Genomic DNA, 24,577 nt, shown 5'->3' on the forward strand with positions numbered 1-24,577 from the left:
ACCCTTTTACATTTCATGCGAGCCGCAACACGCCGCCAGGGCCCTGCACTGCTAGCCGAGGCAACCTGGCCGTGGTGCCTCACGCTGCTAGCTTGCATCGTGCTGACCGGCATGGCCTACGCAGCGATTGAGCACGCTTGCCGGCATGAACAGGTGATTGAGCAAACCGGCGCGCCGATCTGGGAGTTACGTGACCAGTTCGAAGCAGCGCTGGCGCATGGCACAGCGCTGGAGTCGCTGCCAGATGGCGACGCGCTGATTCAGGCGAACCTGGTGCGGCATCCGATGCTCACCTCCGTGGATATCTTCACCCCGGTCGGACGCACCGTGTTCAGCACCGATGCCAGCACCATCGGCACCCTGGTGCCCGCTAGCTGGCAAGCCGTGTTTGAGCACTGGCGCAACCATGCGACGCCGCGCTGGCTAGTGCATGCCGATGGCTACACCACGTATGGCGTCCCGCTGCTAAACCGTCACGCAACGCTGGCTGGCTACATCAGCATCACCTATCGCACGCCCCCCGCCTCACCCGTTGAGATCCCCATGACCAGCCTGTCCAGCGGATTTCTCAGCCTAAGCGCGGCAGCCCTCGCGTGTTTTGTGTTCGTCTTGCTGTACCGGCCAATGAGCCGCTTTGTACTGCATCAGACCCAGCGCATCGCCCAGGCCCAGCACGCGCTGGATGACGCAAGCGCGTCGCGCTTATTCACAGAGACCCACACGGACACCCGCATGCCCCCCCGCGCGGACACCGTAACGGCAGCCGCCCTGCTGGACACCGCCGGCACTCCGCTCGACACCGCGCTGCAGCGGCTCTTGCAAGCCGAAGCGCGGATCGAAGCCGCCGAGCGCTTTTTGGCGAACCAGGGCGCACGGAATGAATAAACCTGGCCGCCACCTCCTGCGCCATCTGCTCTGCTTCACCTGGTGCGTCTCGCTGGTGCTGGTCACCTGGTGCAGCGCCCAGGCGTTGTGGCAAATGCACAACATCCGCCATGACGCGGCCAGCATCCATGCGGGCACCTACGCCGCGCGCCTCGCACGCCAGTTCGACTCGCTGGGCTTGCCCGCGCTGGATACCCCCGCTGGGCTGGCCGAGGTCAATGCGATCTTTCGCCAGCGCATGACGCGCTTTCCCGATATCGACGAGCTGGTCTTGCACGACCGCAGCGGCAGCCAGCCGCTGGTGCATAGCCAGCGCGACACTCGCCGCGATGCCCTGAACCTTGGCGTGACCTTCACGCTGCCGATCGCCAGCGCCGAGCGTGATCCGTACTGGCTCACGGTGCGGGTCTCCGACCGGCTGGAAGCCGAAGACCTGCTGCAAATCGTGCTGGTCGCGCTATGCCTGATGCTGGCGACCTCGTTGCTAATGGCCGAGGCGCTGCATTTTTCGCTGGCGCGTGGCCCGTGGCAGCGCGAGCGCACGGTGCGGCGTCTGATCGTGAGCGCCTGTCACGGACAGTTCAACCGGCTCTGGAAAGGCACGCGCCGCAACGATGCCGATCTGCGCCCGCAAATGCTGACCAACATGATGCTCACGTTGCTCGACCGCTATGAACGGGTGATTCGTCTGGCGGAATCACAGGCCCGCACCGAAACCTCTCCTGAGCGTCAACAGATGCTGCGAGCGTTGCCCGAGCAGGTCCGCGGCGATGACACCTTTGGCACGCCGCAGCGGATCAACCGGGTGCGCGCCAGCATTAGTTGCTATCACCGTTTCTCCGCGCTGCTGCATGCCGCGCTCTGGTCTGGCACGGCGCTGGCCCTGCTGCATCCCACGCCACGCGGGCTAGGTTCGCTAGCGTTTGGCGTGGTGCTGGGCGCGCTGGGACGCTTGCGCCTTGGTGCGCTCTACGCGCTGCTACTGACTTCGCTACTGCTGACCCTGCTCGGGATCACCGCAGGCTCGCCGCCGCCATTGCCAGAAATGCTGCTTGGCATGGCCGCCACCTTCGGTGCCCGCGTGGCACTCGCGCTTGATCAACGCAACCCGTTAAGCCGGCGGCGCGAGCGTTTTTCGGTGTGCCGTGGCGTCGCGCTGGGCGCGCTGGTGATCGGCCCGATCTTTGGCGTATTCGTCACGACCTTGCTCCATGCCAGTGACGTGGTGGTCCTGCTGTGGCTGCTGCTTGCCGTCGCCCTACTGCTGATGCTGCACGCGGCACTGCCCGTGGCCTCGTATGTGCCATTGCCCACGCGGCGCATCCGCTGCGGCGAACTGTTCAGCGTGCTGCTGGTGGCACTTGGCAGCGGCCTCATCCTGCAAGCGGTGACGTATCTGCTCAGCGCCACCGACCGCAGCGCAGTGCGTGATTCCGCCATCGCGGTGCTGTTTTTCTGCGCATGGCTGGGGCTGCGCAGCGCGCGCCGGGTCTCGCCTTATCACCTGCTGGCGGTGTTGCTGGTGACGCTGCTCTGGTTCACCACCGATCATCTGGTGCTGCCGCTGGCCGCCGCTGCGCTGTGGCTCAGCATGCGCAGCCGCAACCGGCTCTACCACACGGGCGATGCCCCGCTGGTGCTGCTGCTCTGCCTCGACTGGTTGCTCACCAGCGCCGCACTGCTCTGGCCCGTGCTAGTGCATCTCGGCGCGCCGCCCGCGGCACTTCTCATCAAGCGCGACACCTTCGAGTTAAGCGCGCTCAGCATAGGCGTGCTGCTGCTATGCGCCGGATGGCTCCACACTCGCCTGGCTGGACGCAAGCATGCTCTCGCGTAACCGTTTTTTTATCTCCACAGTCGCCCTGCTCGCGGCGATTGGCTGCGTCTGCGGCTGGTTTCTGGCCAAAAGCCAGCAGGACTACACCGGCGCCTCGCAACAGGTTGCGGTGCAGTCCATCGACTGGATATGGCAAACCGCGCAGCACAACAATCTGGCCCAGCTCGACCAGCAAGCGGAGCGGCTCAGCAACTACCCTGGCCTGACCGATGCCATCGCGGCAGGCCAGGTGCAGGAGCTGGAGCGCGCCGCACGCATGGCGGAACGCGGCTTTAACTCACACCCATGGCTTGAGCTATACGACCGCAATGGCGCGCTGCTGTACGCCAATCATCACGGCACCGAAGCCCAGCCATTACTCAACAGCATGCTGCGCACCGCGCTGGAGCTGCATCCCGAGCGCAACATCGGTGGCGTCGTGCCGTGGCAAAACCAGCGCTACATGTGGGTGTATGCCATCGCCTTGGGCCGAACACCGCTCGCGGGCTATGCGGTGTTCGGCCTCGACATGGAAGACACGCTGGCGCAGATCGCTACCACTACCGGTGCCAACGTCTTTCTGGTGAACCTGCGTGGCACCGAGGTCATGCGTAGCGGCAGTGGCACGCTGGAGCTCCCGCTGCAACGCATTCCACAGGGCGCGGGCCAGGTCGCGCTGGCGTCACTCCATGGCCAGCGCTACGAAATCATCTCCGTGCCCATCGCCAGCCCCACTGGCCATGTCGCCGGAGCGCTGGTAGCAGCCCGGGCCCTGCCCGCCGGGATGACCCCGGCCGAGCGTCATTTTCTGATCTCGCTCATCGCCATCGGCATGGCGATCTTCGCCGGAATGATTTGTGTCGGGGTACTGCTGAACCGGCTGTCGAATGCGCTCACGCGCATCGTGCAAGCCACCCGGCGGCTCGCGCGGCTCGATACCGCCGCCCAGCTCGATCCCGAAGATGAAGAATTGCCGGGTCTGCTGGGCCAGCTGGCGCGCCATGCGGGCGCGATTCGTCACTCGCTGATGCAGTTTGAACTGGTGCAAGACGAACAACGCTTTGCGTGGGAACGCCAGGAAGCGGTGATCCGGGAGCAGCTTGGGGTGCTCTCCGAGCGCCTGGGCGCGGGTGAGCGCGACACGATCTTGCAGGAGCTGCAAAGCGTCGACAGCATTCCGGCAGGCAACCAGCTGCTCGCACTCTCGGGCACCTTGAGCCGCCTGACCCATCTGATCGCAGGCCAGCAAAAACGCCTGCTGGCGCTGCTGGAAGAAGTCGAGCAATCGGTCGAAACCCGCGCCGCGCTGGCCAGCCTGCAACGTGAGCTAGCGATCGCCCACGATCTGCAGCAAGCCATCTTGCCGCGCTCCCAGCCCGACACGCGCGCGGTTCAAATCGAGGCCAGCATGGTGCCCGCACGCGAAATTGGCGGCGACTTCTACGCTTACACCCTGCTTGATGAAAACCACCTGGCGCTTGACCTGGGCGACGTCTCCGGCAAAGGCGTACCAGCCGCGCTCTTCATGACCCTGGTGCGGACCCTGCTGCGCCTTGGCGCGGGCGTGCAGGTCAGCCCCGCCGAACATATCGAATGGCTCAACAGCCTGCTGGCCAGCGATAACTCCCAGACCATGTTCGTCACGCTGTTTCATGGCGTGCTGGATTTGCGCAGCGGCACGCTGACCTACGTCAACGGCGGCCACCCGGCACCGCTGCTGTGCCGCGCCGGGCAAAAGCCAGAACCACTGGCGCTGCAGCCGAACCCGGCGCTGGGAATCATCATGCAGCGCCGCTTCGCCGCCTCGCAGGTGGTGCTGCAACCCGGTGACACGTTGTTTATGTATACCGATGGCGTCACCGAGGCCGCCGACGCAAACCAGGCGCTATTTGGCGAGGAACGCCTGATCGACACCCTGCACGCCGCGCTCGCGCACGGCCAGGGGCCGCTGCCCGCGCAAGTCATCGCCGCCGTGCGAGCGTTCGAGCATGGCCAGGCACCGTCGGACGATATCGCCTGCGTCAGCGTCACCTGGCGCGGTGCCGACGTCACCTGAGACACGCCAGCGCCCTATCCCGCCCCCTCCCGCCCCCTCCCGCGCCAAAACTCCGCGCCAGCGCAAGGCTGGCCGCACAAACCGGGCCAGCCTTGCGCTGAAATCCAGCCATTGCCCCCCCGCGAACATGTGCAAACGCTCGCCTAAGCCCCGTCCAGCAAGGCTGCGAAAAAAATTGGAACTAACTTCGAGGCACTGTTACTCAAGGGGCGTCTACGGCTTGTTTTGCGTCCGTTATTTACGCCGGCCGATCTTCCCGATTTTCGCGCGGAGCCTGTCGCGCCTGTTTGTGGATCGCTTACCTCATGTCAGTAACCTCTACCGTTCAGTCAGCTCGGGCATTGGCCCAGACCCAAAACCTCGCTCCGCTGAAAAAAGAGGAGCAGGACTTCGAAATCCGGATGCCGGAAGGCATGACGACGATCAAACGCTCAGCGGCAAATAATCCGGTCAAGCGCAAAGGCAACCCATCAATCGCTATCAACAATAGCGGCAGCGTGGCCGTGGCCATGTCTGAAGAAGATCTGGGAGGCTACCTTGTCGTGATGGGCAAGGTTGGCGGCAAAAAGCGCAACGGCCAGCGCGAGGGCGATCTGGCCAAACGGGACAGCAGCGAAGCCGATGCCGAAGCGGATCGCGCCGGTCTGGAAAGCCACATCGCACAGGCGGCGGCCCGCTATCTGCCGGGCAACAACCTCACCGGTGGCGAATCAGGCAATAGCAGCGGCCAGCAACCGGACACCGAGGCGAACGGCGTGGCGCAGTACTTCACGCTGTGTCTCGTCAAGCAAAAACACGGTGCCACGCTGAGGCCTGAAGCCTTGAAGGCACTGAATAACGACATTCAGGATCTGGAAGACAAGTACGGCCAGCACATCATGACCGATGCGGCAGCGTATGCCGCGATCAAGGAAAGCACGCTGACAACCCGGGAGGCGCGCGAGCATGACGCGGCCCTCATCAATACCTTCCACGACATCGTGTTTGACAAGCCCGGCCTCGACAACCTGATCAAGCAAGTGCTGGCGGAATTCAAGAATGACGGGCTGCTTGGCGCGATCAAAAAGGTTACCGCGGCAGTGCACCACCTGATTAACCTCTGGAGCACAGTCACCAAGCCCGATGAGCGGCTGTACATGCTGCTGCGCGACAACCGCCGCTTGCAATTGCTGGCCTCGCTGATCATGGGATGCCGCGAGATTCTGCGACGCCATCCTGATCCGGCACCCGCCAACATCGCCCAGGCCGAGCACGAAAAAAATCGCCTGGAAGAACTGCTGAGCAGCGTCTGCAACAACACCAGCAGCTCGCTTGTCTCCCCGCTCAGCTTCGAGAAGATGGCCGACAAGCTGAAAATCACCGATCTGGAAGAGCGCGTGACGTTTTTCAACCAGTTGACGCGCATGGTGAAAAGCACCCTGGCCAACGAGTTCCTGCCCAAGCAGTGGCAAGGGCTCACGACCGCGCTGTTGCTTACCTCGGACAAGGCCACCGAAGTCGCCGAAGCCGCCTGGGATGCAGATTTCCCGGAATCCTCGGGAGCCTCCCCCGCCGCTTGATCAGACTGCCCAGAGCCATGCGCTGATCTACGCGCCCATCCGTTTCGACACCCAACCTCCATGGTGCATGAGCCCGACATGCTAGAAGAAATCATTGACCAGTACGGCAAACGTCTGGGCTTGCCCGGTTGGCCCTGCTCGCCTGACCACGTAGCCCAGCTCGCGCTGGATGACGAGCGCAGCCTCACCGTCGAGCGCATTGGCAGCGACGTGCTGGTGTATGCCAGCGCGCCACTAGCCGAAGCCGCGACCGAGCACCTCGAAACACTGCTGGGTGAAAACTGGCTCAACGAAACCGCGCTGCAACCCACCACCGCCACCGGCATCGTGCAAGGCGATAGCGGCCCGCTGCTGGTGATTGCGATGCGGCACGCGATCCGCGATTTCGACGAAACCATCCTGCACGATTCCAGCCAGGCGTTGCTCGCCCGGCTAGCTAACCTGTAGCGGAGCACAGCCATGGGAGTGCAACGGAAAATCATCGTCCACGTGCCGCACACAGTACCGACGGCACCATCGGCCAAATCGCAGTTTGTCTACGGCATCGAAGAAATCGTAGACGGGATCGAACAGGAACTTGAGCTGCCAGACGCGTCGCTGCTGATGGCCGACGATGTGCCTACCGGCTCGCGCCTCGACTGGCTGTTCCAGATGCCTAGCCTGCGCGATCAGGTAGGACGTGACCTGCAACCCGCGCGCCGCCTGATGGTGGCGACTTCGCGCCATGCGCTCGATATGAACCTGCAACGGCTGCGGCTGCGCTTGCACCGCCTGCGTCAGGCCTATCCCGAACATGCCGCGTTGCTGGATGAAGCAGAAGAAATTCTGCAGGACTTCAATGCGTCGAAGAACCTGCTTCACATGTACATGAACGCCTTGCTCCAGGGATGACCCTCTTGACCGACATCCCGCTTAGTAGCGCCGGCCACGTCAGCACCGACGCCGACGCCGACACCCACGACCTGCTGGCCACGCTCGGCTTCATGTACTGGCGTCATGGGCGCTCAAGGCAAGCCCAGGTGCTGTTCGACACGTTGCATCTGTGTGGTGACAACAGTGCGACCACCGCCGCGCTGCGTGCGCTGATGCGCATCGACACCAATGCTCCCGAAGAAGCCCTGGCGATCATCGAGCACATCAGCGATGCCGACGCGCAACTGTTGCCCATCTTGCTGTTGCTGCGCGCGGAAACTCTCTCCGAGCTCGGTCATAAAGAAGCCGCAGCCGAAGCAATGCAGCACTTTCTCGACGCCCGGATGCAACAAACCGCGCTAGACGCCGCCGCTGCCGCGCAAGCCGATGCCGCCGATGCCGCTGCAGACCCCGACTCCACCACACGATGAATCACATGCTGCATACCCTTCGCGCGCAATTCCAGCGCCTGATTTTCGCCGCCATGAGCCGCGGCGACCTGATGCTGGCCGCTGGCGTGCTCGGCATCATTTTCATCATGATCTTGCCGCTGCCCACGCTGGTGGTGGACATCCTGATCGCGTTCAACATGAGCGTGGCGGTCACGTTGCTGCTGGTGGCGCTGTATCTGCCCTCGCCGCTGCATTTCGCTTCGTTTCCGTCGGTGCTGCTGGTCACCACGCTGTTCCGTCTTGGCATCAGCATCGCCACCACCCGGCTGATCCTGTTGCAGGCTGACGCTGGGCACATCGTCTACACCTTCGGTAACTTCGTCGTGGGCGGCAATCTGGTGGTCGGGCTGGTGGTGTTCCTGATCCTGACCATCGTGCAGTTCGTGGTGATTACCAAGGGCGCGGAGCGGGTAGCTGAAGTTGCTGCGCGCTTTTCGCTGGACGCGATGCCAGGCAAGCAGATGTCGATTGACGGCGACTTGCGCGCAGGCTCAATCGACATGGACGAAGCGCGCAAACGCCGCTCGCTGGTCGAAAAGGAAAGCCAGCTGTACGGCGCGATGGATGGCGCGATGAAGTTCGTCAAGGGCGACGCGATCGCCGGGCTCATCATCGTGGCCGTCAACCTGATCGGCGGGCTGATTATCGGCACGATGCAAAACGGCATGTCGGCCAGCGAAGCCATGAGCACGTACTCCGTGCTCACCATCGGTGACGGCCTGATTGCGCAGATTCCCGCGCTCTTTATCGCCATCAGCGCAGGGATGATCGTGACCCGGGTGTCGACCGACACCCACAAGGGCAGCAACGTCGGCAAGGACATTTCGGCGCAGGTGCTGGCCCGGCCGCGCGCGCTGCTGATCGCCGCCGCCGCGATGCTGACCATGGCCCTGATCCCGGGCATGCCCAGCCTGATTTTCGTGATCCTGAGCTTCGCGCTCGCCGCTGTCGGCTACGCGCTGTCCCAGGCAACGCCCGAGCAGCTCAGCAAGGCCGAAGGTGCCACCTTCGGCGACAGCGGTACCCCGGCAGCCAGTGGCGATTCAACCGCGCACAAAGCGCCGATGGAATACGCCACGGCCGTGCCCGTGATGCTCGACGTGCATGCCGGGCTCAAGGCGACCTTCGGCGTGCAGGCGTTGAACGACGAACTGATCGCCGTGCGCCAGGCGCTGTACAACGATCTGGGCGTGCCCTTCCCCGGTATTCAACTGCGCTTTAATCCGGAACTGGAAGCGGGCCGCTACGTGATCTTGCTTAATGAAGTGCCGGTGGCCTCAGGCCATGTGCGCCCAGAAAGCCTGCTGGTGCGCGAAAGCGCCCGCAATCTCGATGCGCTTGGGGTTGCGCACGAAACCGAGCGCACCTTCTTGCCGGGCATTCCGACCATCTGGGTCTCGGCCAAGCTCCAGCGGCTGCTAAACGATGCCGGCATCGGGTTTTTCACCCCGACCAAGATTTTTTCGTACCACCTTGCAGCCGTGCTCAAGCGCTATAGCGCCGACTTCATCGGCATTCAGGAAACCAAGTCGCTGCTGTCTGGCCTGGAATCACGCTTTGGCGAACTGATTAAAGAAGCCACACGGATTCTGCCCGCGCAGAAAATCGCTGAAATTCTGCAGCGGCTAGTGTCGGAAGGCGTGTCGATCCGCAACCTGCGCACGATTCTTGAAGCGCTGATCGAGTGGGGCCAGAAAGAGAAGGATTCGGTGTTGCTGACGGAGTACGTCCGCTCAGCGCTGAAGCGCCAGATCAGCCATCGCCACAGCAGCAGCCAGAACGTGCTGAGCGCTTACATGCTGACCCCGGACGTCGAAGAAACCCTGCGCGACGCGGTGCGGCAAACCTCGGCTGGCAGCTATCTGGCGCTTGATCCAGATGTGTCGAAGAAACTGCTGCAAAACATCATTGAGATGGTGGGCGATATCGGTCAGGCCACGTTGCGGCCGGTATTGCTGACCTCCATGGATATACGCCGGTATCTGCGCAAGATGATTGAGGCCGACCTGTATGAGCTCGCGGTGCTGTCATATCAGGAACTGGCGACTGAAATCAACATTCAGCCGCTGGGCCGGATTGGCCTCTAACGTAACGGATGGGGGCTGGGCTCTGGTGCCCAGCAAAACAGACATGCAAGCGATCACCACCTGTCAGCGGGGGGATTCTGGTCACTCACGGCGGCCTTGCGGCTCGCCGTTCACCCCGCTACGCCGCCTGATGCACGGCCTGATGCATGACTTGATACACCACTTGATGCACAACTTATTGCGCCGCCAGCGCCGCCTCAACCGAAGCGGCCGTTTCAAACAGAATCAGAAAACCACAGGTTTCAAACACCTGTTGCACCAGCCCATGCAAACCCACCAGCACCATACGGCCATGCATTGCGTGCAACTGCTTGCCCGCGATCAGGATGGAGCGCAAGCCAGCCGAGCTGATGTAAGTCAGTGCGTCGAAATTGATGATGAGTTGCTTGATATCCGGGTTCAGTGCGTCGCCCAAGGTCTTGCCGAAACCGTCAGAAACGCTGCTGTCGAGCCTGCCAGTCAGCGCTACGATCAGCGCGTCATCGCGCTGATCTATCGTCGTGCCAAGTGTCTTGCTTTGTGCCATAAGTCTCTCCTGACTTCCCCGTATGCATTATGAGTAGCGACGATACCTCATATCGCCCGTCAGATGAACTCTATATTGTCTCTGGCGTTCATGGCGGAACCCGGGTGCCGTTGTCACCGGCCGAAAACGAACTGTTGTCGCTCGGTCAGGACGATGACAACGAGATTGCGCTAGCCGATGACGGGATTGAACCCTTTCACGTGCAGATCCGTCACGAGGACGGCGCATGGCAATTACTGCTGCTCGGGCCAGGGAGCAACGAGCTGGGCCAGATACTCGAAACCGAAGTCTGGCTGCCCATGCCAAAGGCGTTTCAGATTGCTGATGTCTGGCTGAGCGTCGCGCCCGCTGGCAGCACCATGCCCGATCCGCTGGCATGGCAAGCCACGCATGCAACAACTCAGCGCGAACGCGCCGAAACCGAACGCCAGGCCCAACGCCGCGCCGCGCTTGAAGAAGCGCGTGAAGCCGGCGCAGAAGACGGCTTCGAAGACAGCACCGAAGGCAGTGGCACAAGCCGCTTCCATGACGAGGACGCACGCGACACGTCACCCCGGTGGCGCGAGCGCACGGACGATGATGATGATGATGACGACGATGACGACGAACCGCCATCGAAGCTCGCGCACCATCGCCGCACCTCCGTGCTGGCGCTGGTGGCGCTAGGCGTCTGCGCGCTGTTGCCGCGCGCGCTGTCGCCGGGTCACCTGGCGTTGCTGCACACCTACGGCTTCGGCGGCACCGCAACCAGCGCCACCGCGCATGCACCACGCGTTGCCTCCACGGCCAATGCCGTAACCGCTAAAGGCGCGCAATCCCCGCATGCCGCGAGTGCGGCCAGCGAAGCCGCCGCACGGCCGATCAATCCGCAGCTCGCGGCGATTCTCGCGCAACCTCACTGGTCAAGCCTGCATGTCTCGCGCCGCGCTGATGGCGTGGAACTAGTCTCGGGCTCATTGCCCGACCGCGCCAGCTACGACGCGCTGGCCGCACAGCTAGCACGCGTCGTGCCACGTCCAGCGCTCAACGTGCTCACCGGCGACGACGTGCGCGACATCGTGCGCAGCACCCTTGATGACTACGCGCCCACGCTCAACCTCGATATCGACAACAAGCGTCATATCAAGCTGAGCGGTGCCGCGATATCAGCGCAGCAAGTGGACCTGGTGCTCGGCCGGCTACGTCATGCGTTACCTGACTACTACGTCACGACAGGGCAAATCGACTACCCCGCAGATATCGTGCGCCGGACCCGTGCCGATCTCGCAGCGGCAGGGCTGCGCCAGGCTGAGGTGCAGTGGGACGGTCAGCGCATCGTGGTGAGTGGCGATTTCAGCGCGGAGCAAGAGAACTCGCTCGATGGTGCGCTGCATGTGCTCGACGAACGCTATCGCAGCCGCATTCCGTTCACGGCTCACATCGCCCATGCGGGCGCGGATGCCGCGACTGCGTCGGATAACTCGCTGCCCTTCACCATCCGTTCAGTGATTGGCGGCACCAATCCGTACCTGATGATCTCGGACGGCACAATCGTCTCCCCCGGTGGCAGCTACCGGGGCTGGCATCTCAAAGCGATCGAAGCCGACCGCATTCTTTTCGATTCTCCCCGCCTCCTGATGGTGCAACGATGAACTCAAAGCTCCCGCACACCTCATTCCAGCCACCGCCCGAAGCGATGACTGAGCTCGAAACCGAACTGAAAGGCCCACATGGCGAGCAGCGCGCGCAAGCGTTGCTGGCACAGCTCAAAACCCTCACCGAACGGATCGACCAGGAATTGCGCCGCAAATCCACCCCAGAGCGTTTCAAGGAACTCACCACCATCAAACAGGCGCTGAGCGCATCCAGCACCGTGATTGAGACTTTCAGCCGCCAGCCTCAGTAACACCTGTATTTACGGAGATTCACGCCATGCCGACCTATAACCCGTCTAGCAACTCACTCAATATCGACGGCTTTGCCGCGATGATTGGCACCTCAGTCGATTCAGCCGAAGCCGATTTGCAATCCACGCTCAATGCGCTTGGCAAATCGCCCACCGAAGGAGACTTGCTGAAAGCTCAGCAAAAGCTGCAAACGTGGTCGATGGACGTGTCGATGGATGCGACCGTCATTAAGGAAATTGGCGACACGCTGAAAGGCGTGATTCAGAAAGCGGGATAAAACGGCATAAGGACGAGCGAACGCCAGGCCCAGGCTTCAAGTGCCAGGTCTGGCGCATCGCGCCGCTGTAGTTGGCCGCTGTAGTTGGCCGCTGTAGTTGGCCGCTGTAGTTGGCCGTTGTAGTTGGCCGCTGCTAGTTAACCGTAGCAATTGCAGCCGAAGTGGCCGGTATAGCCCGCGTGGAAATTAGCCCTTTCGCCAGACACCGCAGCCGTACCGCGAAAACGCACCAACACAGGCTTTCAGGCTTGCGCCGGTACATCATTACCCGCCAGCAGCCGGTCTATCCAGCTGCGCAGCGCATCAACTTCCACCGGCTTGTGCAGCAACGGCATTTCCCGCTCGGCGGCCTGCACCAGACGCGATGGATCAGTATCGCCACTCACCAGCAGCACCGGAATATCCGGGTCGTTGTATTCCTCGCGCACCCGGTCAATCACCTGAATCCCGGTTTCGTGATCGCGCAGACGGTAATCCGTGACGATCAGCGCGGGCTTGTCGCGCATATGGGCGATCTTGCCCAGCAAGCTGTCGCCATTCGATGCGGCCACCACTCGATAGCCCCAACCCTCCAGCAGCAAGCTCAGCCCTTCGCGGTTTTGCGCGTCATCGTCCACCACCAGAATCAGTTGGCCGGTATGGCGTGCAGTGCTGGCCTGCGCCGCCGTTTCAGCCTCACGGGCCGCCTCGGCCTCGGCTTCGAGTTGCGGCACCGTGCTCGCGCCACGTTGCACGCTCAGCACAAACACCGTGCCGCGTCCCTCGCGGGAACGCAGCGTCAACGTGTGGCCCAGCAGCGTCGCAGTGCGCCGCACGATCGCCAGCCCCAAACCCAGCCCCTTGCCCCGGTCGCGCTCAGGGTTCCGCAACTGGTGAAACTCCCAGAAGATGCGCTCATGCTCGCGTGCCGGAATGCCAGGGCCGGTGTCCCAGACCTCGATGTCGAGCCCCTCGCCCCGCTTCCGGCAGCCCACCAGCACACGTCCGCGCACGGTATGCACGATCGCGTTGCTCACCAGGTTGCGCAAGATCCGCTCCAGCAACAGCGGATCGGAGCGCACCACCGCGTGGCTTGGCCGCACATGCAGCGACAAACCTTTTTGCTGCGCTTGCGGGGTGTATTCGGAGCGAATCTGGTCGAGCAGCGCATCCAGTGAAAACGCTTCGATACGCGGATGAATTACGCCCGCATCGAGGCGTGAAATATTCAGCAGCGCATCAAACAAATGCCCCATCGCTGAGGTGGCACGCGTGATGTTTTCAACCAGATAACGGCTGCGGCTGGAGAGATTTTCGAGCGCCAGCAAGCCGAGAAAGAGGCTCATCGCATGCACCGGCTGGCGCAGGTCATGGCTGGCCGCAGCGAGAAAGCGGGATTTTTCGAGGTCGCTGCGTTCGGCCGCGTCTTTTTCAAGGCGTACCTGATCGAGCAGCGCGAGGTTTTCATAACCCAGCCGCAACGCATCCAGATGGGTCTTGTTCATACGGTGAATAAACGCCAGCGTGGCCACCAGATACGCGCTGCCCGCAACCACCAGCGCCAGATGCACAACGGACGGCTGCACCATCAACGCGAGAAAGGGCGGCGCAAACGCCATCACCTGAAACGCGTACACCACCGGCAACACCATGTAATTCGAATAGATCGCGCCAGTGCCAAGACCAAACAGCACGACGATAAAAAATAGCTGGTATTCAAGCGGCACGAAGAAGGTCCACCAGGCGAACGGAAACCCCCATAACGCTCCCGACACCAGGTTGCCCAGCATCATCTGGCGCAACCAGCGCGGCCCAGCACCGGGCTGGCCGCTGTTGCGGTCGTAATGCAGCATCGCCAGACAGCGCGCAAGCGCGACGCACAGTGTCAGCACCAGCCATGACATGACTTGCGGCAACGCCACGACGTCGCGCATCACATTCGCCACCACACATGCGCTCAGCGCAGAGCCCGTCAATGCAAACGGAAAACTACGGCGTAACGATGAAACCTGCACAGCCACGATCCGTTCACCGTAATCGGATGGCTGTGCAGGTAAGTCAGGAAAAAACCGGATCACAACATGACCTATTTAGCCGCCCATGCAGCAAAACGCTGTTCAAGTTCATCACCATGATCGGTCCAGAATTCGCCATCCTGACGCACCGCGTTTTTGATGTTCTGCGGTGAGTTAGGCAGCGACGCCAGCGTTTTTGCATCGAGCTTCGCAATCCCGCCGGTATTCACCGGGCCATAACCAATCCGTTTGGCGAAATCCGCCGTGGCACCAGGCGAGGTGGCATACGCGATGTATTTGTATGCCGCCGCGAGATTAGGCGTGCCCTTGACGATGGCCCAGTAGTCGAGATCGTAGATGCTGCCATTCCATGCGACCTGGAGGTTCTTGCCATCTTTGCGCGCGGCGTTGATCCGGCCATTGAATGCCGACGACATCACGACGTCACCCGCCACCAGAAACTGCGGCGCTTGCGCACCAGCTTCCCACCACTGGATGTACGGCTTGAGTTCAGTCAGCTTTTTAAACGCGCGGTCCACCCCGGCTGGTGTCGCCAGCACGCTGTAGACATCTTTCGGCGGCACGCCATCGGCCATCAGCGCGAACTCCAGATTGCCCCGCGCCATCTTGCGCAAGCCGCGCTTGCCTGGAATCTTCTTCACGTCCCAGAAGTCTTTCCAGCCAGTAGGGGCTGTTTTGAGCGCATCGGCGTTATACGCCAGCGCCGTGGACCAGACAAAGGCCCCTACGCCGCATTCGTCAATCGAGCCTGGGATGTAATCAGCCTGCTTGCCGATCTTCGTGAAATCGAGCTTCTCGTACAGGCCCTCGCTACAGCCCCGGCCCAGATCACCAGACTCCACATCCACCACGTCCCACGACACGTGCTTCGCTTCGACCATTGCCTTGACCTTGGCTTGCGAGCCGTCGTATTCGACCACCGAGACCTTGGTGCCCGACGCCTTTTCAAACGGCTGGACAAACGCCGCGCGCTGCGCGTCGCCATTCGCGCCGCCGAAATTCACCACCGTCAGGCTCGATTGCGCCTGAGCTGCGCCAGCCATCACCATCATCAAGCCTGTTAGCGGCCATACGATGCCTTGTTTCATGTGTCTCTCCTCGCATCCTTCAGTTATTGGGTTACTGCGTACTGCGCTGGACTTGCTGTTTCCTGCCTGGTACATGCTGCGTGCTGCGTCATTGCCTGCTGCGTCATTGGCCTGGTAACGAGAAGCGCGCAGCAGCTGCCCCTCGCACCGTTTTTCTGGCTAAAGCCGGGCGCGTGCCGTGGCGAATGCCAAGGCGTCATCGAGTGCTTCAATCAGCAGGTCCGCATGTTCTCCCGAAAAAGGCAGCGGCGGGCGAATTTTCAACACATTTCCTTGCACCCCTGTGGCGGAAATCAACACACCGGCCTCGCGCATGCCATTCACCACGTTCGCGGCAATCTGTGCCAAAGGCTGTGCCGCGCCGGCTGGCGCGCCCAGTTCGACCCCGGCGAAGAGCCCCGTGCCGCGCACCTCCGCGATCAGCGCGTGACGTTGTGCGAGCCAGCGCAAGCCCGCATGCAGATGCTCACCAACGTAGTACGCGTTTTCACCGAGTTTTTCGTCTTCGAGCACATCGAGCACCGCTGCTGCTGCCGCGCACGACACCGGATTACCGCCGAACGTATTGAAGTAGCGCACCGACGCGCCAAACGACGCGATGATCTCCGCGCGCAACGCCACGCCCGCCACCGGGTGGCCATTGCCCATCGGCTTGCCCATCGTGATGATGTCCGGCACCACGCCGTGGCGCTCGAAGCCCCACATGCGCTCACCCAGACGCCAGAAACCCGCTTGCACCTCATCGGCGATCAGCACGCCACCTGCGCGGCGGATCACGTCGGCGGCAGGTGCAAGCGCATCGCAAGGATGCGAGCGCACGCCATCGCTAGAAAAAATCGTATCGACGAGCAACGCCGCAGGCCGCACGCCGTGCGCGCGCATATCGTCGAGCGCCGCTTGCACGTGCTGCGCGAAACTCAGCGGGCCACCCGTGCCAGGCGCTGGCACAGTGCGCACCATCGGGCCCAGCGCCATGCCCAGCGATGGCGACACTTCGGCCACGGCTGAGGTGACGCCGTGATAAGCGCATTCGGTGACGATCACGCCAGTGCCGCCAGTAAACGCCCGCGCGGCGCGCAAGGCCAGGTCATTGGCTTCGCTGCCGGTACACGTCAGCATCAGTTGGTAATCGGCCGCAGGCAACAGCGCCAGCAAACGTTCGGCGTAATCGAGAATGCCGGTGTGCAGATAACGCGTGTGGGTATTCAGTTGCGCAGCCTGGCGGGCAATCGCTTCGACTACGCGCGGATGGCAATGGCCCACTGCGGCGACGTTGTTGTATGCATCGAGATAGCGGCGGCCTTCATCGTCGTACAGCCAGACCCCCTCACCGCGCACCGGATGCAACGGACGCTCATAGAACAGGCGATAGGCAGGCCCCAGCAGATGAGCGCGGCGCGCGAGAATCGCGGCGGTGGTTGCAGCGGGATGGGTTTTTGCTTCGGTGGCACTAGCGGGGTTGCCGCACGCTTCAATGACGGACATCACAAGCCTCCGCAGCACAGCAGGCATGGAGATAATCTCGCGCTTCATCCCGTGACAGGGTCAGGAGCCGGTGCAACCCGCTCCACGCGAGGGCGTTGTTACGCAAGATATAGGCACTGTTTTCCGGCATATGCTGGGCGCGCCATTCGGTAATAGCGACCGTCATGACCAGCCGCGCGGCGATCAGGTCGAACAGCACGTCGATCTCAGCCGCTTCGAGCGGCAGCACCGAGTGATAGCCGCTGACCATGTCCGCCACGCTGGCCAGCGGATTGCCGGTCACATTGATGTGATACGAACAGGCCACGGCCAGATCCTGGATCAGCGGCGCGTAGATGATGTCGCCGAAGTCGAGAATGCCCGCGACAGTTTCATGCGCCCCGCTGTCGACCAGCACGTTATGCCCGTTCATATCGTTGTGAATCACTTGCGCGCGCAGCGTAGGCAGCACTGGGTTGGTATAGCGCTCGAAATTACGCACGAAGCCTTCTGCCATGCTACGCCGCTCATCGCCTTCAAGCCGCTCCACCAGCCGGGTCAGCGCCTGCATACGTTTGACGTCCCACAACAGCGGGTAATTCGACGCCGGATGAAAAAAGCCGCGCAACGCCAGATCAAGCTGTGCCAGACTCACGCCTAGATTGCGCCGCAACGCGGGCGTAGCGGCCGTGCGATGCAGCGGCTCACCTTGCATCCACGAAAACAGCCGCACCACACGCCGGTCGTCAGCGTTGATCTGCACTAGCGGCTCGTAGCTGCCGCACAGGCCCGGATACAACGTCGACACAGGCAGGCCCGGATCGACCCGCGCCACATGGCGGAACGCTTCGGTCTGAAAGTTCACGACGTCCTGCGGCTCGCCCGGGTGCGTAATTTTCAGCAGATATTCATGTCCCTCAGCAGTTTTCAGATGAAAATTCTGGTCGCGTTCGCCCGTCAGCGGTGTGACTTCGCCAGTCTGGCCGAACACCGAGACGGCGATATCACGGACCGCGCTGGCAGGCACCTGGGGTGCCGGATTCAGCAGCGAAGCCTGCAAGGTCAGCGGATAAAGATCCGACATAGCACTCCCAATGCGTTACGAAAAATTGTTATGCGCGTACACCGGTCGCCTGATGGCGATGCGCCGGGACCGGCGGCACGCTTTCTCAGCGCGCCCATTCATCCTAACGAGAATGGCGCAGCGCGATAGGGCCAATTTCCACGCCTGATTGAGGCCACCTCTTACAAAAACCCTTCTCACAAGCCCCCAAATGGAAGCCATTCTTCTTAGCGATCTGATCTTGCCGCGGCTCGTGCCGGATAGCGGCGAGTCGCTGCAAAACCAGATTGCGCAATGCATTCAGCGCTGCGTGCTCGACGGGCTGCTCAAGGTCGGGCACCGCATGCCTTCCACGCGCGCGCTGGCTAGCCAGCTCAAAGTCTCGCGCATTACCGTGCTGCGGGTTTATGAGCGCCTGACGAGCGAGGGCTATCTGAGCGCGAGTGTCGGCAGCGGCACGTATGTCGCCGATACCTTCGCCCAGCGCGGCCCACGCGAGCGCCCCACGCCCACTGCCACTGGCATCTCGCGCCGTGGCGCGCAGATTGTCTCCAGCACGCAAGGGCTGGTGCAGCTGGAAGGCGCGTTCGTGCCTGGCGTGGCGGATATTTCGCAGTTTCCGTTTCATGTGTGGCAGCGCCTGCAAAACCGCTATCTGCGCAAGGAATTCAACATGCTCACCGGTTATGGCGCAGGAGGTGGCTATATGCCACTGCGGCGCGCGCTGGCGAGCTATCTGCGTATTTCGCGCGGGGTGCAGTGCGAACCTGAGCAAGTCATCATCACGGCGGGCACGCATCAGTCGCTCGATCTCTGCGCCCGCATGCTGACCGATCACGGCGGCACCGCCGCCACCGAAGATCCGTGCCACTGGGGGATTCCCACCGTGCTGCGCGCGGCGGGCCTTGAGGTGCTGGCGTGCAAGCTGGACGACGAAGGCGTCGTGCTGGACGAGGCCACGCTCGCCGCCTCGCCCAAATTGCTGGTTGCCACGCCCTCGCACCAGTACCCTTCCGGCACCGTGATGTCGCTCAAGCGGCGCACCGAGTTGCTACGGCTCGCGCATGAACGCGATTTCTGGATTCTCGAAGACGACTACGACAGCGAGTTCCATTACGACGAGCGGCCGCTGCCATCGCTGCAAGGGCTGGATACGCATGGCCGGGTGCTGTACATGGGCACCTTCAGCAAGGTGCTGTATCCGGGCTTGCGCATGTCGTATGTGGTGGTGCCGCCCGCGCTGGCCGACGCCTTCGCCACCAGCCTCGCGCAACTGTTTCGTCCCGGGCAGATCACGACTCATGCGGCCATGGCCGACTTCATCACCTCGGGCCACTTCGCGGCTCACGTGCGCACCATGCGTGGGGTGTATGCCGAGCGCCGCGCGACGTTGCTCGATTCCTTCAGCCGCCACCTCGGGCGGGCTGCGACGCTTTCTGGCGGGCGCGCGGGGCTGCATCTGCAATGCCATTTCGACCCGGCGCTCGACGTCGGCGCGCTGGTGGCCGAGGGCGCGGCGCTCAAGCTCTCGCTGCGCGAGCTGCAGTACTACCAGATCGAAGCGGGCCAACCGAATGGCCTGGTGCTGGGTTATGGCGGCGTGCCCACGGAACAGATCAACGAGAAAGTCGCGCTGCTGGCGCAGTGTCATGAGCGATTGATGGGCTAGCTGATGTGTGAGCACATTAGCGCTGCAACGCCTGCGCGCTGGCACAGAAAGCCAACGCGCGTGGGTGGCCTTCCCTCCCGATGGGCGAAAGAGGGATGAAAGAGGAGCACAAAGCGCGGGGCAAAAAAAACCGGGCGCTCAAAGGGCCCGGCGTAGACACGGCGCGCTGGGAACGCGGCAGTGTGTCAAAACCTGTCTCAAGTTCAGGTGTGTCTGTCTTTCAAACGCGTTCTATCTGAGCGCACGCCTCACATCTCACGCCTCACATCTCAATCAAGCACATGCATAACCATGCCTCAAAGGCAGGGAATCGCTCCGATGGGCAGCATCAGACGCGCTTCGCGTCTTGCCAGCCCGACGCGCGGTGCGGATGCCACAGGAGGCGGACTGCGGCGCGCAATCTCCGTCAGCATCGGCGCGGCTGACATGCCAAGGGCCGGTGCCGCTTGTACCGCTTTGCCAGCCAGCGTGGCGGGCGCGGGCGTCACCACTGCGCTCGCCCGCGCTGTCTGCAGCGCTGGCACCACCGGCATCACTTCCAGCGCCGCTGGCGGCATCACATCCGAGACGCCATCGCACAACCCGCCTTGCACTGCGAGCAGGGCCGCCTGGGTCCGGTTCGGCACACCCAGCACGCTGAAGATCGACGAAATATGGTTTTTCACGGTTTTTTCGGTCATCGCCAGGCGCTCGCCGATCTCCCGGTTGCGCAGCCCCACACCAATCAGGCGCAACACTTCGCACTGGCGTGAAGTCAGACGGCCGAAAAAACCATTGGCAACGGGAGCCGCTGGCCGAGTGATCTGATGCATCCGCAGCAGACCACGCTCACCTTGAGCCACACGCCGCATCACCTCGAACAGCTCGTCGCAGTGGCTGGATTTATGCACGAAGGCGCTGGCACCCGCTTCGAACGCGTCGTGCGCATCGCGCTGGTCGTCAGCTGATGAGAGAACAATTAGCGGCACATTCCGCGCCACTGCACGCAAGCGTCGAATCAGATCCGCGCCACCCAGATCGGGCAAGAAATAGTCCGCGACGATCATCTCCACAGCCGGCTCACTCGCTAGCCGCAGCAGTGCCTGCGCCCCGCTTGCCGCCATCAGCACCTGCATCTGTGGCATGTGTGCGCGTAACGTCAACGCCAGTCCTTCTCTGAACATGGCGTGGTCGTCAATCAGGCAGATTGTTCCCATTGCATCACCCCCGTGATTTGCCGCCTGCCACTAGCGGGTCAACGGCCCTGTCTTATGTGAGAAAAAATCACATCGCACGGACGCTGCCTGCCGTTTTCAGGCGGCTCGATAAACCTGTTGCATCTGGTCTTACGAATTTTTTTGTCTTGCTAAGTCTTTAGGGGGGAAGTGTAATGCGTGCGGGTCACAGACCGTAAGACCAATTCAAAACGCATCGTATAGCCATCTCAAATTTATCTGATAAGGGTCATCAGCAAAGTTGATACGGCAGACAGCCGCTTAATGCGGCGAGGGGAACGGCTGGATGCGGAGCGGGCGTGGTGCCGCCCTGTGCAGTGGGGGAAATAACTGAGCCAGGATGCCGAAAACCCGGCATAGCCGGACATGACCCGGCTATGCCCTGGCGAGCGTGCCTAACAAACGTACTTAACGAACGCGCTTAACTACTCGTCAGTCTGGAGAGTCCGATCAGTTCGTCCAGCAAGTAGCCCGCCAACTGGTACATCGCTTCAGGCGTGCCCAGACCAAACACCTTGTAGCCCTTGAACCCGGTGCTCAGGAGCTGGATATCCATGCTGCCACCCTGTACGGCGATATCACAAAACAGCTCACGAAACAGGTAATAGCCAGATATCTCATAAGTGTCGGAGATCCACTCAAGGTAGCTCGTGCCTTCCGGACGTTTGTTTTGCAAATGCGGCGAGTTGCGGCTGCGCTCGATCTGCAGGTTGTAAGCCTTGATCAGTGAATCCAGCCACGCGGTGCGATCCTTGCCGCTCTTGCAGTTAATGACCGGAATGCAACCTGCGCGCTGTGCAAGGAGCGCTAGCAGCAGCGGCAATAAATACGGATTCTTGCCCGGTGTGTGATGGCGCTTGTCCTTCATCTGCGCCTCGATGTCCCCTATCAGCCCTTCGATTTCCTCGGCAAGCGACTCTGCTAGCGCTTTCTCAGCGTCAGTGGACGCGCTGCTCTTTTCCAGTGTGGCGTGCTCCCTGGCAGCCGCAAAAAATCCGGGCAACGAGGCGGCATTGATGGTGTCGGAGTAGTCCCAGCCGCCGATGTATTCCGTTAACGGTGCAAAGATAAAACCCAGCGCCCGACCGAACAGCGTATTACCGTCGGGAGCCAGCATGGCACCGGCATTCACTCCGGTGCTGAACGAAAAAAACTCGGCTGAGACCTCGGTGATCTCGTCATCAGACCCATTCAGTTTTATCGTGCCGCCATCTTTATAAATGTCATTCAGCTTTTTATACGTCTCGAACTGCAGCCTCGTCATGTCCCCTTCAGGCATACCTTTCGTTGGCGTGAGTATCGAAATCGGCACGAGCTTGATCTTCACAGGCTTCGCGCCAGAGGTGCACGCAGACATGGTGGGGACTGCTAGCGGGCCACCCACCACCTCAGCGCCCTCCGTCGCTGGCTGGCCTTCGGTCGTGGCTAACGCAGGCGCGCGCATACCGGCTGCTACCAACAGCACTTCGAGGGTCCGTTCAACCGCAGCCGCCCTGACTTCTTCAGGGCTTGCTCCCGGTATCTGCGGCGCATTCACGGCAAGACGCAGCACGCTTGAAACCTCCTTGAGCTCCCCCGTCACCGGGTCTTCGAGCTCACACGTCGACGACCAGAGATTGGTCGCGTGCGCGCTTTCCTGGAAGCCGCTGGTAAAGATGTTCTCTTCGATCTTGTCGTAGCGGGATTTGAGCGCTGGGAGCTGCGAAGCCGGGGTCATCGTGGAATGGAACAGGATGTCACCAGAACGCACTTCCCGCCTTATCACGGACACGCGCTGGCGGTTACGCTCCTGTGCCATGGCGCGTTTCAGCTTTTTGCTGAGCTTATCCTGCGAACGCTTGTCGCCCGCACTACGGGCCACGCGGTATAGCGCCTGGTCCACCTGCAGGCGGTAGGCCTCGAACTGCGCGATATCGGCCTTGGTGGCATGGCGCGTCATCGCCCCACTGCACGTTGGCAACGCGAAATCCTCGGCTACAAAGAAAGCCGCCCACCCAGATCGCCGAATCATGTTGATGGCCGTGCTCTGCAGCAAGCTGGCCTCATCCGCGAGATAACCCACATCTCTGGAGCCCGACGCATCATTCGTGAATTTTTTGGCGGGTGGCTCAACGCTAAGCGCGCAATTGCCGTGCAACGGGGTACCGTTAAAGGGGTCCTGGCCTGGCGTGCGCTTTCTCATGGGGTACAGCAAGTCCATGCCGACGTCTTTGGGGGACGCGTTCTTGAGGTACTCCGAGTTCACACTCCCACTCAAGCTCGTGTTTAAACTTATGCCGCCCGCCATTGCCTGCCCCCTACCTTGGAGTAATCAGTTCACGCAGCTAGCTGGAAGACCCCGCTCGCATACCAGATCGAGTGGCTTCACCGGCAAAACGCGCAGCGCTGATCCATTCAGCTCGCGCTTTTGACACCGTTGATCCCTCGCCTATTTGTTGCCTGTTGCTTGTCGAAGCACTACCAAAATCATTTTTCTGCGTGGTCTGATACTTGTTTCAGTCAGTTAAGTAACCGCTCGCGCCCGCGAGTTCCATATTTCACCCAGCATTTTTATTCAGCATTAGTTCACGCGGCACTCAACCGGATGACTCAGTGCCCCACAGGCGTGAGCGGCGCTGCCCTAGCCATCCGCGTAATCCGCCAGCACCCGGCGCGGTGCCAGGCACGTCTCCGCCCGGGCCGCATCGCGCTGCGACGGCTCGGACGCGAGCAAATCAAGCCGGTAGCCCAGCGCATACACCGTGCGGATATTGCACAGCCCGGTGGCCGATAACTTGAGTTTTTTACGCAGCGTATGAATGTGCTGCTCAATCGAACGCGCGGCGATCTCCTTGCACGCATCCCACACCGTCGCAGCGATCTGCGCGCGGCTCAGCACCCGCCCCGGGTGAGAGAAAAAAAGCCACGCCAGTGAAAACTCACGCGCCGTCAGCGCCACCTCGGTGCCATTCACGAAGATCGCGCCGAGATCCCGATGCAACGTATACGGCCCGTGCTGCAGACGGTCAGCCAGACGGTTACGCCCTTCACGCTGCAGCACGAGATAGACCCGGAAACGAATCTGCTCGACATCATCCCGGTGCACCACGTCTTGCGCCCCGGCTTGCGCCAGCGCCCGCAGATCCGACCAGTCTGGATGACGCGCCAGCACGATCACCGGCGTAAACAAGTCGGGATTGCCATTGCGCCACGACAGCAGCGGCCGCGCTGCAATCATGTCGTGCTGCACGTCGATCAGCACCATGTCGTAACGTCCGCCGCGCATCGCGCGCAGCAGTTTGCGGTCGTCGCTATAGGCATCTACCGCCACGCCATCATGCCCAAAACATTCCCCGATGCTGTGGATCAGCACGGCATCGCCACTCGCTATTCCAACTCTCACGCGACTCTCCATGACGATTCTTTTATACGTATCAAAACCGGTAATCCGGGTTTTATCCAATGTATGCAGCACTTTACCCAGCGGGTTGCACCACGTTAGTGCGATGAATAAAAGACTTTTTAATCACCACTCCCGTTAGTGCAATAAAAAGCGAATTCGGATGCAACACAAACGAAATTTTTATTTCATATACGGTTTATTCCATGACATCTGGAACCCGCCATGG

Annotated in this window: 20 protein-coding genes; 12 read left to right on the forward strand and 8 right to left on the reverse strand. The window is 61.6% G+C overall.

Annotation, left to right across the window (positions count from 1 at the left end; translation table 11 throughout):
- Window positions 1-15 precede the first annotated feature (15 nt).
- The 8 genes from GH656_RS09300 to sctV all read left to right on the forward strand — a co-directional run bounded on the left by GH656_RS09300 (window position 16) and on the right by sctV (window position 9,767).
- On the forward strand, window positions 16-885 hold the full coding sequence (locus GH656_RS09300) for a hypothetical protein (RefSeq protein WP_153075616.1): 870 nt from the start codon (window positions 16-18) through the stop codon (window positions 883-885).
- Window positions 878-2,722, forward strand: coding sequence for a hypothetical protein (locus GH656_RS09305; RefSeq protein ID WP_153075617.1), 1,845 nt, complete (start codon window positions 878-880; stop codon window positions 2,720-2,722). Before GH656_RS09300 ends, GH656_RS09305 begins: the two co-directional genes overlap by 8 nt.
- Entirely contained in the window at window positions 2,709-4,757 is a 2,049-nt protein-coding gene (locus GH656_RS09310) for a PP2C family protein-serine/threonine phosphatase (RefSeq protein WP_153075618.1), read from the forward strand. Before GH656_RS09305 ends, GH656_RS09310 begins: the two co-directional genes overlap by 14 nt.
- Before the next feature lie 305 nt (window positions 4,758-5,062).
- On the forward strand, window positions 5,063-6,316 hold the full coding sequence (locus tag GH656_RS09315; RefSeq protein WP_153075619.1) for a hypothetical protein: 1,254 nt from the start codon (window positions 5,063-5,065) through the stop codon (window positions 6,314-6,316).
- Window positions 6,317-6,394: 78 nt separating this feature from the next.
- A complete protein-coding gene (locus tag GH656_RS09320) occupies window positions 6,395-6,763 on the forward strand; it encodes a type III secretion system chaperone family protein (protein ID WP_153075620.1) in 369 nt (122 codons plus the stop codon).
- Between the two features lie 12 nt (window positions 6,764-6,775).
- The gene (gene sctX / locus GH656_RS09325; RefSeq protein WP_153075621.1) at window positions 6,776-7,207 is read left to right on the forward strand and encodes a type III secretion apparatus assembly protein SctX; all 432 of its coding nucleotides are present in this window, start codon (window positions 6,776-6,778) and stop codon (window positions 7,205-7,207) included.
- Window positions 7,204-7,659: a hypothetical protein gene (locus GH656_RS09330; protein WP_153075622.1), complete on the forward strand. Its 456-nt coding sequence runs from the start codon at window positions 7,204-7,206 to the stop codon at window positions 7,657-7,659. Before sctX ends, GH656_RS09330 begins: the two co-directional genes overlap by 4 nt.
- Window positions 7,660-7,664: 5 nt before the next feature.
- Window positions 7,665-9,767, forward strand: coding sequence for a type III secretion system export apparatus subunit SctV (sctV, locus tag GH656_RS09335; protein WP_153075623.1), 2,103 nt, complete (start codon window positions 7,665-7,667; stop codon window positions 9,765-9,767).
- 175 nt (window positions 9,768-9,942) lie between these two features.
- Here sctV and GH656_RS09340 read toward each other — a convergent pair whose 3' ends face one another.
- Complete coding sequence (locus tag GH656_RS09340) at window positions 9,943-10,293, reverse strand: STAS domain-containing protein (RefSeq protein ID WP_153075624.1); 351 nt, start codon at window positions 10,291-10,293, stop codon at window positions 9,943-9,945.
- 29 nt (window positions 10,294-10,322) lie between these two features.
- On the opposite strand from GH656_RS09340, the gene GH656_RS09345 reads away from it, so the two are divergent.
- From GH656_RS09345 to GH656_RS09355, 3 genes are read left to right on the forward strand one after another with little or no spacing between them, the layout of a single operon-like run.
- The gene (locus GH656_RS09345) at window positions 10,323-11,924 is read left to right on the forward strand and encodes a hypothetical protein (protein WP_153075625.1); all 1,602 of its coding nucleotides are present in this window, start codon (window positions 10,323-10,325) and stop codon (window positions 11,922-11,924) included.
- Window positions 11,921-12,178 (forward strand): EscE/YscE/SsaE family type III secretion system needle protein co-chaperone, encoded by a 258-nt coding sequence (locus GH656_RS09350; RefSeq protein WP_153075626.1) that lies wholly within the window; start codon window positions 11,921-11,923, stop codon window positions 12,176-12,178. Before GH656_RS09345 ends, GH656_RS09350 begins: the two co-directional genes overlap by 4 nt.
- 26 nt (window positions 12,179-12,204) lie before the next feature.
- Window positions 12,205-12,456 carry an EscF/YscF/HrpA family type III secretion system needle major subunit gene (locus GH656_RS09355; RefSeq protein WP_153075627.1) on the forward strand — a complete coding sequence of 84 codons (252 nt, stop codon included), beginning with the start codon at window positions 12,205-12,207 and terminating at the stop codon, window positions 12,454-12,456.
- 242 nt (window positions 12,457-12,698) lie between these two features.
- Here the strand turns inward: GH656_RS09355 and GH656_RS09360 are convergent, their stop codons facing one another.
- The 4 genes from GH656_RS09360 to GH656_RS09375 form a co-directional block, all read right to left on the reverse strand.
- Window positions 12,699-14,456, reverse strand: a complete 1,758-nt coding sequence (locus GH656_RS09360) for an ATP-binding response regulator (protein WP_246184238.1) — start codon at window positions 14,454-14,456, stop codon at window positions 12,699-12,701.
- 65 nt (window positions 14,457-14,521) lie between these two features.
- Entirely contained in the window at window positions 14,522-15,523 is a 1,002-nt protein-coding gene (locus tag GH656_RS09365; RefSeq protein WP_153076620.1) for an ABC transporter substrate-binding protein, read from the reverse strand.
- A 195-nt stretch (window positions 15,524-15,718) separates the two neighbouring features.
- Window positions 15,719-17,044, reverse strand: a complete 1,326-nt coding sequence (locus tag GH656_RS09370; RefSeq protein ID WP_153075629.1) for an aspartate aminotransferase family protein — start codon at window positions 17,042-17,044, stop codon at window positions 15,719-15,721.
- Window positions 17,031-18,107, reverse strand: coding sequence for a phosphotransferase (locus GH656_RS09375; protein ID WP_153075630.1), 1,077 nt, complete (start codon window positions 18,105-18,107; stop codon window positions 17,031-17,033). The genes GH656_RS09370 and GH656_RS09375 overlap by 14 nt, the downstream gene beginning before the upstream one ends.
- A 190-nt stretch (window positions 18,108-18,297) precedes the next feature.
- Here GH656_RS09375 and pdxR point away from each other — a divergent pair, with 190 nt between their 5' ends.
- The gene (gene pdxR, locus GH656_RS09380) at window positions 18,298-19,755 is read left to right on the forward strand and encodes a MocR-like pyridoxine biosynthesis transcription factor PdxR (protein ID WP_153075631.1); all 1,458 of its coding nucleotides are present in this window, start codon (window positions 18,298-18,300) and stop codon (window positions 19,753-19,755) included.
- A 296-nt stretch (window positions 19,756-20,051) separates the two neighbouring features.
- Here the strand turns inward: pdxR and GH656_RS09385 are convergent, their stop codons facing one another.
- The 3 genes from GH656_RS09385 to GH656_RS09395 form a co-directional block, all read right to left on the reverse strand.
- Window positions 20,052-20,951 (reverse strand): response regulator, encoded by a 900-nt coding sequence (locus GH656_RS09385; protein ID WP_153075632.1) that lies wholly within the window; start codon window positions 20,949-20,951, stop codon window positions 20,052-20,054.
- Between the two features lie 439 nt (window positions 20,952-21,390).
- Window positions 21,391-23,214: an inositol phosphate phosphatase SopB gene (locus tag GH656_RS09390; RefSeq protein ID WP_174769731.1), complete on the reverse strand. Its 1,824-nt coding sequence runs from the start codon at window positions 23,212-23,214 to the stop codon at window positions 21,391-21,393.
- A 375-nt stretch (window positions 23,215-23,589) separates the two neighbouring features.
- Entirely contained in the window at window positions 23,590-24,351 is a 762-nt protein-coding gene (locus tag GH656_RS09395) for a response regulator transcription factor (protein WP_174769732.1), read from the reverse strand.
- Between the last annotated feature and the right edge of the window lie 226 nt (window positions 24,352-24,577).

The sequence above is a fragment of the Paraburkholderia bonniea genome (assembly GCF_009455625.1).
GTDB lineage: Bacteria > Pseudomonadota > Gammaproteobacteria > Burkholderiales > Burkholderiaceae > Paraburkholderia > Paraburkholderia bonniea.

Bases quoted from the DNA above. Each gene is read 5' to 3' on its own strand.
- GH656_RS09310 (WP_153075618.1), top strand. From the start codon at position 2,709: ATGCTCTCGCGTAACCGTTTTTTTATCTCCACAGTCGCCCTGCTCGCG.
- GH656_RS09320 (WP_153075620.1), top strand. From the start codon at position 6,395: ATGCTAGAAGAAATCATTGACCAGTACGGCAAACGTCTGGGCTTGCCC.
- GH656_RS09305 (WP_153075617.1), top strand. From the start codon at position 878: ATGAATAAACCTGGCCGCCACCTCCTGCGCCATCTGCTCTGCTTCACC.
- GH656_RS09330 (WP_153075622.1), top strand. From the start codon at position 7,204: ATGACCCTCTTGACCGACATCCCGCTTAGTAGCGCCGGCCACGTCAGC.
- GH656_RS09345 (WP_153075625.1), top strand. From the start codon at position 10,323: ATGAGTAGCGACGATACCTCATATCGCCCGTCAGATGAACTCTATATT.
- sctV (WP_153075623.1), top strand. From the start codon at position 7,665: ATGCTGCATACCCTTCGCGCGCAATTCCAGCGCCTGATTTTCGCCGCC.
- sctX (WP_153075621.1), top strand. From the start codon at position 6,776: ATGGGAGTGCAACGGAAAATCATCGTCCACGTGCCGCACACAGTACCG.
- GH656_RS09350 (WP_153075626.1), top strand. From the start codon at position 11,921: ATGAACTCAAAGCTCCCGCACACCTCATTCCAGCCACCGCCCGAAGCG.
- GH656_RS09315 (WP_153075619.1), top strand. From the start codon at position 5,063: ATGTCAGTAACCTCTACCGTTCAGTCAGCTCGGGCATTGGCCCAGACC.
- GH656_RS09370 (WP_153075629.1), bottom strand. From the start codon at position 17,044: ATGTCCGTCATTGAAGCGTGCGGCAACCCCGCTAGTGCCACCGAAGCA.
- pdxR (WP_153075631.1), top strand. From the start codon at position 18,298: ATGGAAGCCATTCTTCTTAGCGATCTGATCTTGCCGCGGCTCGTGCCG.
- GH656_RS09385 (WP_153075632.1), bottom strand. From the start codon at position 20,951: ATGGGAACAATCTGCCTGATTGACGACCACGCCATGTTCAGAGAAGGA.
- GH656_RS09365 (WP_153076620.1), bottom strand. From the start codon at position 15,523: ATGATGGTGATGGCTGGCGCAGCTCAGGCGCAATCGAGCCTGACGGTG.
- GH656_RS09340 (WP_153075624.1), bottom strand. From the start codon at position 10,293: ATGGCACAAAGCAAGACACTTGGCACGACGATAGATCAGCGCGATGAC.
- GH656_RS09300 (WP_153075616.1), top strand. From the start codon at position 16: ATGCGAGCCGCAACACGCCGCCAGGGCCCTGCACTGCTAGCCGAGGCA.
- GH656_RS09355 (WP_153075627.1), top strand. From the start codon at position 12,205: ATGCCGACCTATAACCCGTCTAGCAACTCACTCAATATCGACGGCTTT.
- GH656_RS09375 (WP_153075630.1), bottom strand. From the start codon at position 18,107: ATGTCGGATCTTTATCCGCTGACCTTGCAGGCTTCGCTGCTGAATCCG.